Source organism: Pedobacter psychrodurus (assembly GCF_032678585.1).
Classification (GTDB): Bacteria; Bacteroidota; Bacteroidia; order Sphingobacteriales; family Sphingobacteriaceae; genus Pedobacter; species Pedobacter psychrodurus_A.
Map to the genome: position 1 here is coordinate 123,227 of NZ_JAVTSN010000011.1, position 14,032 is coordinate 137,258.

The 14,032-nt window shown below is 39.6% G+C and carries 15 protein-coding genes; 2 read left to right on the forward strand and 13 right to left on the reverse strand.

From position 1 onward, the window contains the following. Position 1: 1 nt before the first annotated feature. The gene (locus tag R2S57_RS09590; RefSeq protein WP_316844829.1) at positions 2-844 is read right to left on the reverse strand and encodes an isoaspartyl peptidase/L-asparaginase; all 843 of its coding nucleotides are present in this window, start codon (positions 842-844) and stop codon (positions 2-4) included. 76 nt (positions 845-920) lie between these two features. Further along, positions 921-1,796, reverse strand: a complete 876-nt coding sequence (locus tag R2S57_RS09595; protein WP_316844830.1) for a cyanophycinase — start codon at positions 1,794-1,796, stop codon at positions 921-923. 295 nt (positions 1,797-2,091) lie between these two features. Between R2S57_RS09595 and cphA the strand changes: the two genes are divergently transcribed. Then, positions 2,092-4,707 (forward strand): cyanophycin synthetase, encoded by a 2,616-nt coding sequence (gene cphA, locus R2S57_RS09600; RefSeq protein WP_316844831.1) that lies wholly within the window; start codon positions 2,092-2,094, stop codon positions 4,705-4,707. Between the two features lie 119 nt (positions 4,708-4,826). Here cphA and R2S57_RS09605 read toward each other — a convergent pair whose 3' ends face one another. The 5 genes from R2S57_RS09605 to R2S57_RS09625 form a co-directional block, all read right to left on the reverse strand. After that, positions 4,827-5,282, reverse strand: a complete 456-nt coding sequence (locus tag R2S57_RS09605; protein ID WP_316844832.1) for a PA2169 family four-helix-bundle protein — start codon at positions 5,280-5,282, stop codon at positions 4,827-4,829. 104 nt (positions 5,283-5,386) lie between these two features. Further along, complete coding sequence (locus R2S57_RS09610) at positions 5,387-6,304, reverse strand: glycosyltransferase (protein WP_316844833.1); 918 nt, start codon at positions 6,302-6,304, stop codon at positions 5,387-5,389. A 170-nt stretch (positions 6,305-6,474) separates the two neighbouring features. Next, on the reverse strand, positions 6,475-7,236 hold the full coding sequence (locus R2S57_RS09615) for a class I SAM-dependent methyltransferase (protein WP_316844834.1): 762 nt from the start codon (positions 7,234-7,236) through the stop codon (positions 6,475-6,477). 13 nt (positions 7,237-7,249) lie between these two features. Then, positions 7,250-7,897, reverse strand: a complete 648-nt coding sequence (locus R2S57_RS09620) for an FkbM family methyltransferase (RefSeq protein WP_316844835.1) — start codon at positions 7,895-7,897, stop codon at positions 7,250-7,252. Then, entirely contained in the window at positions 7,894-9,213 is a 1,320-nt protein-coding gene (locus tag R2S57_RS09625; protein WP_316844836.1) for a flippase, read from the reverse strand. Before R2S57_RS09625 ends, R2S57_RS09620 begins: the two co-directional genes overlap by 4 nt. Positions 9,214-9,316: 103 nt before the next feature. Between R2S57_RS09625 and R2S57_RS09630 the strand changes: the two genes are divergently transcribed. Continuing rightward, entirely contained in the window at positions 9,317-10,219 is a 903-nt protein-coding gene (locus R2S57_RS09630) for a hypothetical protein (protein WP_316844837.1), read from the forward strand. A gap of 40 nt (positions 10,220-10,259) precedes the next feature. Here R2S57_RS09630 and R2S57_RS09635 read toward each other — a convergent pair whose 3' ends face one another. The 6 genes from R2S57_RS09635 to upp form a co-directional block, all read right to left on the reverse strand. Then, entirely contained in the window at positions 10,260-10,874 is a 615-nt protein-coding gene (locus R2S57_RS09635) for a hypothetical protein (protein WP_316844838.1), read from the reverse strand. 39 nt (positions 10,875-10,913) lie between these two features. Continuing rightward, on the reverse strand, positions 10,914-11,432 hold the full coding sequence (locus R2S57_RS09640) for a DinB family protein (protein WP_316844839.1): 519 nt from the start codon (positions 11,430-11,432) through the stop codon (positions 10,914-10,916). Between the two features lie 19 nt (positions 11,433-11,451). After that, on the reverse strand, positions 11,452-12,153 hold the full coding sequence (locus tag R2S57_RS09645; RefSeq protein ID WP_316844840.1) for a DUF4476 domain-containing protein: 702 nt from the start codon (positions 12,151-12,153) through the stop codon (positions 11,452-11,454). Positions 12,154-12,230: 77 nt separating this feature from the next. Continuing rightward, the gene (locus R2S57_RS09650) at positions 12,231-12,920 is read right to left on the reverse strand and encodes a YjjG family noncanonical pyrimidine nucleotidase (RefSeq protein WP_316844841.1); all 690 of its coding nucleotides are present in this window, start codon (positions 12,918-12,920) and stop codon (positions 12,231-12,233) included. Between the two features lie 40 nt (positions 12,921-12,960). Beyond that, positions 12,961-13,278 (reverse strand): protein tyrosine phosphatase, encoded by a 318-nt coding sequence (locus tag R2S57_RS09655; RefSeq protein ID WP_316844842.1) that lies wholly within the window; start codon positions 13,276-13,278, stop codon positions 12,961-12,963. A gap of 24 nt (positions 13,279-13,302) precedes the next feature. Beyond that, on the reverse strand, positions 13,303-13,947 hold the full coding sequence (upp, locus tag R2S57_RS09660) for a uracil phosphoribosyltransferase (RefSeq protein WP_316844843.1): 645 nt from the start codon (positions 13,945-13,947) through the stop codon (positions 13,303-13,305). Positions 13,948-14,032: the final 85 nt, after the last annotated feature.

Genomic DNA, 14,032 nt, shown 5'->3' on the forward strand with positions numbered 1-14,032 from the left:
TTTAGCTAAATACCTGTAAATTAACATCAAATGAGGCCCAAACCATATACGGATGTGAGTCGCAGTGGTAAACTTCGCCTTGTGCAGATATGCCCACAACACCTGCAAAGCCATCAAAAGCCTTAAGTTCAGCAAAAGATTTATCTGACGCATCTTTTAAAGAAAAACCGTCTGTAACACGTGTTACAATTTTAGCAGCCAGCGCGCCGCTTACAATATCTTCGCCAACTCCTGTGCAAGAAATGCCTGCATATTGGTTTGCATAGTTGCCCGCAACGGTTGCAGAGTCGCTTACCCGGCAGGGAATTTCGAATCCTTTACCACCTGTTGAAGTTGCCGCTGCTAAATTTCCATCTGCATCGAGCGCCACACAACCAACGGTTCCTTTATTGTTTTTCTGGTTTAATTTGGCTTCATACTCCGATTGGCGTTGTGGTGTAATGGGGTTGAAATATTCAAATCCATTTGTTCTGGCAAATTGCTGTGCGCCAGCTCCGCTCAACACACGGTCATCGTAACTCAATAGATCTTGAGCAATTTCGATTGGATTTTTAACATCCTCTACATTGATTACCCCGCTAAACTTTTCTGTTTTACCATCCATTAAAGCAGCACTTAACCTCACCTTTCCATCACTCTGGATCTGCGAACCAGTGCCCGCGTTAAATAATTCATTATCTTCCAGCAATGCAACGGTGTACACAACAGTTTCTAAAGCCGTGTGTGTTTTTAAATATTCGTGCCCAAGTGTTACAATCGAAGACAATGCATCTTGTTTTGCCTTTTTTGTTTCCTGATTGGTAGACGACTCGCTAAAGAAGCCTCCGTGTATGATGAGTTTCATCTGTTAGATTTGAGTATTGAGACATTTGATATGAGACTTTAGACCTTAAGCCCTAAACCCTCCACCTTAAACCTTTTTAGGATATCGGAATAACTTTTGGATGGTGGATCACCAAGCTGTGATCTGTTAAATCATAAACATCACCATCACACATCACATGTACCACCATATTTTTGATCGAAACCGGTTGCCCCATTTCTACATCCGTTAAATTGGTATCGGCCATGTTGCGTCCGTCTACTAAAATCACCATTCCTGAGCCGATGGCTTCCATGGTATGTCCGTCGGAAATAAAAAGACCGGTATCCTCACCAAGGCCGATGCCTAAAATACCAGGATTACTGGCCGCGGCATATAATAAACGACCGATTCTACCACGTTGAACAAAATGTGTATCTACAATAACGTCATCAATAAAGCCCAATCCGCCGGTAATTTTTACTTCACCCTTCAACAAAGCATCTTTACTGCTACCCTGATAAATCATATTTTTAGAGCTTGCTGCCGCCCCGGCAGAGGTGCCCGCAATTACAACAGGTTCATTTCTATATTTTTCGAGCAAAATCTGGTGGATTTTTGTCCCTCCGAAAATAGAAGAAAGACGGAGTTGATCGCCGCCAGTAAAAATAATGACCTCTGCGGCTTTGATACGTTCATAATTTTCATCAGAATTGGCTTCTTCGCGATTGGTGATATTTAGCACCCCCACATTATGAACATCTAACTGTGCATAAGCCTTGATGTATTCTTCGCCAACCTTTTCTGGCATTAATGAGGCTGTGGTAATGATTTCGAAGCGGGACTGAATGTCTCTAACTGATTCTGTAGTAATCCGTTTCAGAATTCCACGCTCAAAAAAATTCATGTTTTCAGGCAGTCCAAATTGCGTTTCTGCGAAGCTACCTGTATTTATTGCGCCGCCAATAATGATGAGTTTACCTTTCGGAACCATTCTTTGTGTATTATAATTGTATCAAAAAACCCAAATATATAGGCTTAAGATAAAAAACACGACTTTTTTTGTCAAGAATATTCAATTTATTAACAAACGTTAAAATAATCTAACGAAAAATTAACGTTATAGTGCTTGAAAATAAAACAAATAGACCTTAAAATTGATTTAGCTAAATGGAACGTCTATTTTGAAAATAAATGCATATTTTACAGTCATCAATTTTATTCTCTAAATTGAGGAAAAAGGACCTTTCCAAATCCTTTTTTTAGATCAAAAACGAACAAAACATTACATGAAGATATCAAACATACAAGTATTAAGAGGACCAAATATATGGTCGATTAGCCGGAAAAAACTGATCCAAATGCGATTGGATTTGGAGGATATGGAGCAGAAACCAACTAACATAATAGATGGGTTTAGTGAGCGGATCGAAAAATTGTTGCCAAGCATGTTCACCCATCGCTGTTCTAAAGGTGTTGAAGGCGGCTTTTTTACCAGAGTTAAGGAAGGGACGTGGATGGGCCATGTAATTGAACACATCGCTTTAGAAATCCAAACATTAGCTGGTATGGAAACCGGTTTTGGCAGAACACGCCAAACCAAAACAGAAGGCATTTACAATGTTGTATTCAGCTATCTGGAAGAAAAAGTTGGCGTTTACGCTGCCGAAGCTGCTGTTAAAATAGCCGAAGCCCTAATCAATAACGAAGAATACGATTTGGAGCACGACATCCGCAGGATGAAGGAGATTCGTGAGTTAGAAGCTTTAGGCCCAAGTACGGGTTCTATTGTAGAAGAGGCAGTGAGCAGAAGTATCCCATGGATCCGGCTGAACAAAAGCTCTTTAGTGCAATTGGGCTATGGAAAAAACCAGGTCCGTTTTAGGGCCACCATGACCGAAAAAACCAGTAGCATCGCTGTAGACATTGCCAGTAATAAAGAAGAGACCAAACGTTTGCTTACCGAAGCAGCAATTCCGGTAGCTTCTGGTGTTACCATTTCTAATATTGATGATTTGGAGGCCTCAGTGAAAAAAGTTGGCTTCCCTCTGGTTTTTAAGCCGCTGGATGGCAATCATGGCAAGGGCGCAACCATCAATGTGAAAACGATGGAAGATTCGATAGCTGCTTTCGAATATGCCAAAACCTATTCTAGAAGGGTCATTATCGAAAAATTTATTACTGGCTACGATTTTCGTGTACTGGTAATCGATCATAAAGTGATTGCAGCTGCACAACGCGATCCTGCACATGTAAGAGGAAACGGAATCCATACCATTCAAGAGCTTATTGATAAGGAAAACGAAGACCCACGCCGTGGTTATGGCCACGAAAACGTATTAACAGAAATTGCTGTTGATCGTGATACTTTAGATTTACTGGCTAAAAAAGAATATACACTAGAAACCATTCCTGAAAAAGGAGAGGTGGTTTATTTAAAATCAACGGCAAATTTGAGTACTGGTGGAACGTCTATCGATGTAACTGATATTGTTCACCCACAGAATATTTTTATTTGCGAAAGGATTTCGAGGGTAATTGGACTGGATATCTGCGGTATCGATATTATGGCGCAGAACCTTACACAGCCACTGACCGAAAATGGCGGTGTCGTTTTAGAGGTGAATGCTGCGCCCGGATTTAGGATGCACCTGGCTCCAAGCGAAGGCTTGCCGAGAAACGTTGCCGCATCGGTTATCGATATGTTGTATCCTCAGGGAAAATTATCGCAGATTCCGATTATCGCCGTAACCGGAACAAATGGAAAAACTACTACAACCCGTTTAATCGCACACATTATCCGTAGTAACGGTAAACGTGTAGGCTTTACCACCAGTGATGGCGTGTATGTGCACAACACCATGTTGATGAAAGGTGATACCACCGGGCCTGTTAGTGCTGAATTTATTTTAAAAGACCCAACTGTAGAGTTTGCGGTTTTAGAAACTGCCCGTGGTGGGATTTTAAGGGCAGGCTTAGGTTTTAATGCCTGTGATATCGGTGTGGTAACCAATATTCAGGAAGATCACCTGGGTATTTCCGACATCCATAATCTTGACGATTTAACCCGCGTTAAAGCGGTGGTAATTGGTGCAGTTCGCCGTAAAGGCTGGGCCGTATTAAATGCAGATAATGGTTATTGCGTACGCATTGGTAAAGATGCCCGTTGTAATGTTGCTTATTTTAGCATGGATGAAAACAATCCTGTAATTAAAGAACATTGCAGAAAAGGTGGTATCGCTGCGATTTACGAAAACGGCTACATCACCATCAAAACAGGCGATTGGAAATTAAGGGTTGATAAAGCCACTCACATTCCATTAACTTTTGGAGGTTCAGTAAACTTTATGATCCAGAATGTACTGGCGGCAACGCTTGCTACTTATTTATGGGGTTATAAACCAGAAGATATACGTTTATCATTAGAAACCTTTATCCCTTCGGCAGCACATACGCCTGGAAGAATGAATATTTTCAGGTTTAAGGAGTTTAAAGTTTTAGTAGACTTTGCGCACAACCCTGATGGATTTAATGGCGTAAAAGGTTTTCTACAAGGCGTAGAAGCGACCAAGCAAGTGGGTATTATTTCAGCAACAGGGGATAGAAGGGATGAGGATATCATCGAAACTGCCCGCATTTCGGCACAGATGTTTGATAAAATCTACATCTGTCAGGAGAAATACCTGCGCGGCAGGCAACAACAGGATTTGGTCGATTTACTGGTAAAAGGCATTAAAGAAGTAGATCCGAATAAAGAAATCGTCATCAACAATAAAAGTACAGAGTGTTTGCAGATTGCGATCGAAACTGCTGAAAAAGGCTCTTACTTGACCATTTTAAGCAATACGATCGATAATACGATTCAGCGTGTTACCGAACATTTAGACCGGGAACTGGAAGCTTAAGGATTTATTTCAGGACCAAATCGATGCTGAAACAAGTTTAGCATGACGAAAATTACAGTAAAAAACCTCCTTCGAATGATTAATCGAAGGAGGTTTTTCCGTTTTTATATATCGCTCACTTATGCCTGCGTATCGCGTAATCTTTTAATTTCATCATGCGATTTTCTTAAAGATGCTTTTTGATCAGAAATCAGTTCTCTTATATTAGATGGAAGATCTTCTTCTTCCAGAGCCATTTTATATCCGTTTTGGGCAGCATCTTCACCAAATTCACAATTGTTTAAAACTGTTTTACGGTCGTGCCCTGTAAATATGGCTTTAACATCCATCCATGCTCTGTAAATTTTACCAGAGTTGGTTGTTCCTGTTTCAATATCTTCGCCCAATGCAGCTACCTCTGTGGCTAAAGCCAGCTTATATTTTTGGCTTTCGGCAATCATATTTAAAAATAGCGTTTTCAGATCTGCGTCGCCATCTTTTAATTCCTGACGCGCTTTTTCATAACCTTCGATACGGTCGTTATTGATTTGAACCAGGTCATTTAATACTTCTGCAGTTGCTGTTGTCGTTTTCATGTTGTTATTTTTTTATAGTTTCGATGTATAAAAGCAACACGGGCAATTAAAAAAAGGTTTGTCATTTTTTTAATTGCTTACAACAAATAGCTATATCGGGTAAATTATTTCTTTGAGAAATATTGCGCGAGTTTCTCCTTTACAAATCGCCTTACACGGGTTACCATATTGCCTTTCCGTTTGATTAAAAAGCTTTTAATGGCTTTGTAGGCGATAGGATCTTCGGCAATTACCGTTGGGAATTCGACAATTGGTTTTGGGTTGATAATGACATTATAAATATCGTTTATACCCGAATGCACGCCCGTACCATCGTGACCAATATTATTAACAAGGGATTGTGATGGATTAAGTGTTAAACCACCTTTTAGAAAGATCGAGGCATACCATCTGATGGCCCAACTGTTATTTTTGCCTTTTTTAAATTCCTGCATCTGTTTCCAGAAATTCATTTTATTATCGATAGAAAAAACCACACGTTTCTTTTTATCAAACTGTTTTAAAAGGATATCAATATCAGGTTCGAAGTTCTTCCACGCTCTTCCCCAGGTAGCCCATCCCCAGCTTGTGGCAGCCCGGTAAAAAAAAGATTGAGAGAGTTTTTCATTCTTTAAAGGATACATATATGCACCGATGTGCATTACCTGATCTTCTTCGCGATATCGGTTTAAAGCATCATTAAAATAGGGCAAAGTATGTGGTGAGGTAATCAGATCATCTTCAAAAACAATCACCTGGTCGTATTCTTCAATTAACTGGCTCACACCTGCGATAACCGAATTGGCCAATCCGGCGTTATCTTTTCTTTCAATTACCTTAACCGATTTAAAACCACCTGTTTTATTGATAATTTTTCTAACTGCAGCAACATTTTTCTCCTCCTGAACTGTTTTTGCACCATCAGAAAAGATGTACAGATGGCTTTCGGCTGCCAGTTCATTTTGTTGCAGGAATTTGATCGTCCGCTCGGTATGTTGCGGACGGTTATATACGAAAAGTGCTATGGGAGCAAGGTTTTGCATTTTTGTTTATAAGTTAACCATATCAATAAATTGGCCAATTGTTGTCGCTCATCGTCATTTCGACTGGAGCACCGCGGAATGCCTGCCCGTACAGGCGGGGAGAGATCTATCAAGATAGATTTCTCGACTCCGCTCGAAATGACGATCTTCCAACGTTTATGTTAAATTACCTAAAATATATGTAAGTTATGATCCGATTTTTTGGTTAGCACGGTATATGCATTGGCAAACTGTTCTTGTTTTTTCTTTCCAAAAAGATTACCCAATGTTTTTTTAATGCGGTATTCGAGCTCGATTTTTAAATTCTTAGAAAACGTTTTTGGTGCTTTTCTGTTTACAAACTCGTTAAATTTTACCGTTTCAGGGGTAGTCATCGAAACTTTATCCTCTAAAATCTCCAGGCCTTCGCTCTGCAGTAAAAACCTTAAAGAAGTGGGCGTATACATGTTGATGTGTCCGTAATCCAAAAAATGTTTCATCCTCTGGTCTACGCCAAAACGGTAATCTTTTGGCACTTCCACAACAATGTATTTTGCCACTCTTTTCAACTCACGGATCAGGATTCTTTCATGTTCTACATGTTCTAAAACGTGTGCAAGGATAACCAGGTCGAAAGTATCATTTTCATAAGGGATTTTATAACCATCAAAGGTTTGCGCGTCCTTTAAACTGCCAAGCTTACGGTCTTTTATAATGTCGACACCGCTCTGTGCAATTTCTAAAGCATACAGTTCAGGGGCGAAATGCCATTCGTTTAAAAAGTGTAATATACTGCCATCACCTGCGCCAACTTCAAGTACTTTTTTAGGTTTTAATCCTTTGCAAACATCAACAATATTCCGGGCTTTATATTTGGCGCCGAGCATTCGCCATGCTACATCGCTATTGGTATAAAAATTATCGTAGGCCGTTTTTACTTCTTCACTTAACATGATCCTGATTGATTTAAATGCCTAAACAATTATCCTGTTTATAGAAAACGGACGTAGCTTTTTCGTAGAAAAGACCTGGCGAAATGCCGCTGAAGCTAATTTCTTTGAAACCTTGTGCTTTTAACAGCACACGGGCAGCACTATACACTTCACGCTCGCTATCATCCAAAACCAATACACCATTTGCGGATAAAGCATCAACACTATACTTGCAACAGTTTACGCGGTCGCGGCCATCAACTATAATAATATCGAACTTTTTACCCAGTAAGGAAGCTTTTTTAGCATACTCACCATCTTTTTCCAATTGACAGAATATCATCTCGGCATTACCCGGACTAGTATTTTTCACCTTGTCGAACCAGCCCTTATCATGCTCTACCGAAGTTACAGAGCCTGCCCGCTCGGCATAAAAAATAGTTGAGCTACCAGAGCCATATTCAAAAATGTGCTGTGTTTTATTGATCCGTTCTCTGATAAAATCGATAAACGAATACGTTACCCAAGGCAATGCTTTTCCTTTGCCATCTACGGCCTGTTTCTTATCAAAAGCAGTGAACCAGCCAATGCTGTTCAGGTAGCCTTTATGTCCGTAAGATAATAATGCCTTAAGCCTGTCTGGCTTAGCAATTAGTGTGGTTAATGCTTTAAGAGTACTCAACGTTTAAATATTTTTTGAAATGCTGTGACCAAAAATAATGATTTTAACATCATTATACCTTGTTGCCTGGTTTTAGGAATAAATAAAAGATAAAATGCAGAACTTGCACAGGCTATTAATGTAGCAATTGAGGCCCCAACACCGGCATATAAAGGGATTAACCACAAATTGAGCAATATGTTTAATATAGCACCAACGGCCGTTCTATAAAATGATATTTTGGTAAAACCCTCCGCAAGCAAAAACTGGGAACTGGCGCTACCTAGAAACACAAATATACCCGACCAAATATGGATCGGCAACATGGCCTCTGCGCCTTCAAAACGCTTTTCGTAGATAATGTTGATAATAAGCGAAGATGAAAAAGTAATCACCACGGCAACCGGCAAACTTATTGCAACCAGCAGGTCGTATAGGTTTTGCAACCGTTTTAAATACCGTTCATGGTCTGTTTTTCTGGCAAGAATCAGCGCAGGAAAAACCGAAGTTACGATGGCAACAGGTATAAAGTACCAGGCCTCACTTATTTTTGCCACTGCAGCATAAATGCCCACAGCTTTACTTCCTTCAGTTTTTAACATCACCTGATCTATCTTCATATAAATAGAAACCATTACTGCTGATAAAATAAGTGGCGCGGATTGTTTAAGTAAGGATTTGGCCCTGCTTCTTTTGAAATGCCATTTAGACATGTCAAATCCCTTTACCCGATACATCACCATCAAACCAAAGGCTAAAATAAATCCGTCAAAAACCAATGCCCAGGCAAACCAGATTACTGGAAGATGCAAAATTACCAGAACTATTTTTATCAATGCCGAAAGAATCACACAGATATTCTGCACCTGAACAACATACTTGGATTGTACCTGTGATTGAAAATAGGAATCGATCACGTTAAATGACTTGAAAAATGCCGCAAAAGACAAAAGCGTTACAACATAAGTAAGTGGAGCACCCGGATTATCAGATACGTGATGAAACAAAAGGTACAAACAGATAGAAATAGGAATCAGCAGCAGGTTAACGCCTAATCTTAAAAACAAGGAAGTTCCAAGTATTTCATCCTTTTTTAATGGATCGTTGATGATTTCCCGGATGATAAAAGTATCTAGACCCAGGGCACCGATAGCCGCAGCTATTGCCGTAAATGCATCTGCAAAGCTTAGATCGCCAAAGGATACAGGACCTAAAAACCTGGCCACCACAAAACCGACCAGCATGCTTAAAATCCGCCCGAACATTAACCAACCGGTATTTTTTAAATACTTGTTAAATGCTTCTTCGTTAAAACCTTTTATGGCGGGTAATTTCATTAACGCAAAGATGTAAAAAATGTTTGTCACTACCGCCATACTGAAAAGCGGTCTAAACATTTATAAACTTAATCTGTTAATTATTTAGGCTAAACCTAAGGATATGAATAAGAACCAAATTATTAATTGCTTTGTATCTGTCTTTTTAATCTTCAGTTCTTGTAAAAAGGGCAATAATGATTCACCTGTAGTAAGTGAGCCACCATCAAGCTGGCAGGAACACTGGTTTGAGCATAATCAGTTATTAAATCGTGTATTTTATAACGACGATTTAGTAGTTTATTACGATAAAGATGTAAATAAGTCTATCAGTTGGCCTAACGATTATTTAACAAGAGTTTGGCAGTACACAAAAAATGTTTACGGTAATTTTGGAGAAGATGGTCGGCTATTCGCAATCTTTCACACCGCTAGATATCCCGGAGGTCATCCCTCTAATTATTTTGATAGCAGTCATGACAACAAAAATGTTATTGATGTTGGTTTATCCGGCAAAAATGCATGGGTTGATTTTACAGCTAATGAGAAAGATATTGTAACGCATGAGGTAGGCCATATTGTTGAATTTGCTTCTAAAGGCAAACACAATTCGCCAGCGTTTAAAATATGGGGAGATAGTAAGTGGATGGAGATTTATCAGTACGACGTGTACAAGAAACTTGGTTTAACAAGTGATGCTGATCGATGGTATGCCAAGTGTATGGCCACGGTTGATAATTTTCCAAAGGCTAATACACAATGGTTCAAAAATTGGTTTTATCCTATTTACGCCAATAATGGGGGTACAGCTACTTTGAATAAATTCTTTGTATTACTTGCACAAAATTTTCCATCAAATGGCTCTGATTATACAAGGGACATGAATTGGGGTGAATTTGTACATTTTTGGAGCGGTGCAGCAGGAAAAAATTTAAAACAGCAAGCAACTACTGCTTTTGGTTGGACCACGGAAATGGAAAATCAGTTTGTTAAAGCAAAGGTAGATTTCCCCAATATACGCTACTAATGAATGTAGTTTGATAAAATAGGTTATACAAATGAAATAATTACTTCCCTTCGCTCTTGGTTTCCAAAACCTTGGTCTCTGTTGTTTTAACTTCAGGTGTTGGCACTGGAACAGTATTTACCGCCGGAACAGGTTTACTATTTAAAGGAGCACCCACGGCAAGGTCGCATCTGTGGTTCGGTTGACCATGAGGTGGGTTTAAACCCTTTGCCGTTTTTACTCCTACAGTTTGTGTTACAGCAGGCTGGGTAGTAACAACCTGAGTAGGTTTGCTATCCAGAGGTGCGCCAATAGCAATATCACATCTATGACCGGGTTCTCCGTGTTTAGGGTTTAATTTTTTACCTGAGGTATTTACAACAGGGGCTGCCGGAGCAGGTACCGCTTGTGGAGTAACTTTCTGTTGGGGTTGAACTGTGGCCGTTTGATTTAAAGGTGCCCCAACAGCCAATGCACAGGTATGTCCGGCTTCGCCATGTGGTGGATTAAAAATCAGACTACTTTTAGCTGATTGTGCCACTGGCTGAACAGCATTGCTTTTTTGTAGTCCCTGTATGCCGGTAGGTGTTGGGATAACCGCTTGAGCGGTTTCTTTCTTTTCGCTGTTGCAAGCGCAAAGAACAATTGTGGCTAACAGATAAAAAGCGTATTTCATGGGACTGAGATTAATTTACCCAAATATGGCGAAATTAATTTACGCCTGAAAGCTCTTTTCTATTCTTTCTAACTGTTTTAAATGATGTTTCAAATGAATTTCGATAAACCTTAACCATTGTTTGGCGTTTAGATAACCCAATCTGGGGTGCTTTGTTTTGCAATCAGCGTTTGCATTGGCTATTAAAGGATAGTTATCATCCAGGGCCTTTTCAAACTCTAAAACAAAATCGAGTGCTTCTGTTTTACTGATTTTTTTAACCCGCTCAGCCAATCGTTTCGGAACTTTGTATTTTTTTGCCGGTGGCAGGGAGCCTAAAAGTAAAATCAGTTTTACAATAAAATGTGTAGGTCTTTTTTCACCCTTACCATTTGCGGCATGCTCGAGCGCAATTAATGAAAGCAGGCTCGAATCGAAAATGTGCGAATATACTTCGCTATAACTCCAGCCCGCAATAGGCGGAATGCTTTGAAAAATATCTTCCGGATAATTAGATAATTTCGATTTATAGGCATCGACGATTTGATGTATCGATGCCTTTATTTTTGCAGCTGTCATTGAATAAAGATAAGCCGAATTACTGCTTCTCCAAATATTTTAAGAAGTCTTCCTTATTTGACGGGAAAATGAAAATATCAGATAGCGTAAAGTAATTTTGAGGATCCGCAATATTTTTATAAAGGTTCTGGGCCACTCTCAAGCGTTCATCATCAAAGCTAAAAGATTTTAACAGTATCCTTACCTGTGCAGTTAACAGGGACGAATTTTTGCTAACTACCTTGATCATTCTCGATCTGCTATCATCAAAATTTTCCTTTCTGTACTGCGTTAAAAATGCCTCAAAAGCTTCATCGGATAATAATCGGTTTAACTCTGGCCTTGGTGGCCGCGGCGGAACAATCCCGGTATTATAGTCTCCGGTATAAGCATCAAAATCATCAAGTGCGTATTGCCTGTTGCGATAGATTGTTAACTGCTTTAAAGTAATTAACCGTTTATCATCAAAACTTAACACCAGCCGTTGCTGTGGGATCACCCTTATCCGCTGTTTTAAAACTACAGTATTGCCCTGAATAATAGATAATATTGGGACGGTATTGTATACATCGTAAAAACGGAACCTACCATTGGCAGATGCAACAAGTTCATCGTCCAAATACACGTTATACTTGCCTGGATTAACAATTTGCAGGAATACTTCGGCTGCACTGCGGTTTTTCTGAGCGAACGTTAGGGTAGCAAAAAGCATTGCCAATCCTAAAAAGATGGTTTTCTTCATTTTAATTAAGGTTTCATTTGTGTGTGTTTTGAACTTATGCCAAACGAATGCCAAAACCAAACAAAAAAGGAGTACGGCTAAAAAAGCTTTAACAATTCTTCAAGATGAACGATTTCCCGTTTTACATCTTCAGGTTTTTCTTTCTGCAGGGGATTGAAAAAAATAGCCTCCATCCCAAAATTCAAAGCACCATAAATATCAGCTTCAAGACTATCCCCAATCATGATGCTTTCGGCTTTTAACGCCTTTGCTTTATCCAGTGCATATTCAAAAATGATGGGATTAGGTTTGTTCACGCCCACATCTTCTGAGATAATTACGTTTTCGAAATAGGAGTTAAGTTTAGACAGATTCATTTTGGTTAAGGTGGTTTCCTTAAACCCATTTGAAATAATGTGTAATGTATATTTCTGCTGTAGGTAAGCCAGAACGTTTTCTGCCCCTTCGAATAAGTTTGTTTTGGTAGGCGAAATATTTACATAATCATCTTCAAACTGATGTGGAACGGCATCGGGATGAATACCCAGCTGAATAAAGGTTTTACTGAAGCGCTCCGATCTTAAAAAATCTTTAGTGATTTTACCCAAATGATAATCGGCCCATAGCTGGTGGTTATTTTCGGTATAGGTGGCGATAAAATCGGAGCAGGATGTAAGCCCAAGCGTATCTAATTTATAGGTTTGATAAAGCTCATTTAATGTTTCTTCAGCATTGCGGTCAAAGTCCCAAATGGTATGGTCAAGATCAAAGAAAATGTGTTTTTTCATGGGTGATGATTTTCACAAAGGTAGCCTAATGATTTTTGATTTATAAATAATCGGCCACTTTTGCGTTAAGCTCCTCAATAAGCTCTTCATCCATATACTGATAATCATCCGGTATATCCAGGATGATTATTTCCTTTTCATAGAGCTCTTCAGGAAAACGTTCAGCGATTCTTTGTTTATGTTTTTTCTCCATTACAAAGATCAGATCTGCCCAGATGATCAGTTTTGCACTGATTTTAATTCTGGCTGATGGCTCAGTTCCGGCAGACCGTACCTGGTGATCAGCATGGTTTTTATAAATGGTTTCGGCAGTGGCACTACGCCATTTGTTTCTACTGCACACAAAGAGGATATTCATGGACTATAGACTTAAGACTGCGGACTAAACCTTTTCTCCATAAGCCAGATCCCCGGCATCACCTAGCCCGGGAACGATGTAAGATTTACTGGTCATCTCTTCATCAATGGCACCAAGCCAAAGTTTAGCTTTGGGCAGATTGGCACGTACGTGCGTTACCCCCTCGGTACTGGCAATTGCAGCAACGATATGCAGTTCGGCAATTTTATAGCGGTTCATCAATTCTTTACAGCACATTACCATGCTTTGCCCGGTGGCCAGCATCGGGTCGGCCATAATTAACACCTTTCCATCTAGATCCGGAGTAGAAATGTAATCCATTTGAATGACGAAATCGCCGCTCTTTTTCACTTTCCGATAGGCCGATATGAAACAACATTCTGCTTGATCAAAAATATTAAGCAGACCTTGTTGTAAGGGCAGGCCAGCTCTAAGTATTGTTGCTAAAACCGGTTGCTGCGCTAAAACTTCACAAGGTGACACGCCTAGCGGAGTTACAATCTCTTTGGTGGTATATTGAAGTGATTTACTGATTTCGTAGGCAAAAAACTCACCAAGCCTTTCCAGATTTTTGCGAAAACGCATGGAATCCTTCTGGATATTTTCATCCCGAAGTTCGGCAATAAAGGTGTTGGCGATAGATTTTGTTTTGCTTACATCAAAAATCATGGCATTTGTTTTTCGGTACTTATAGATAGATTTGCCTTAGCAATGATTAAAATTAGCAATTTTAAGCTGAATATGCTTAAAATTA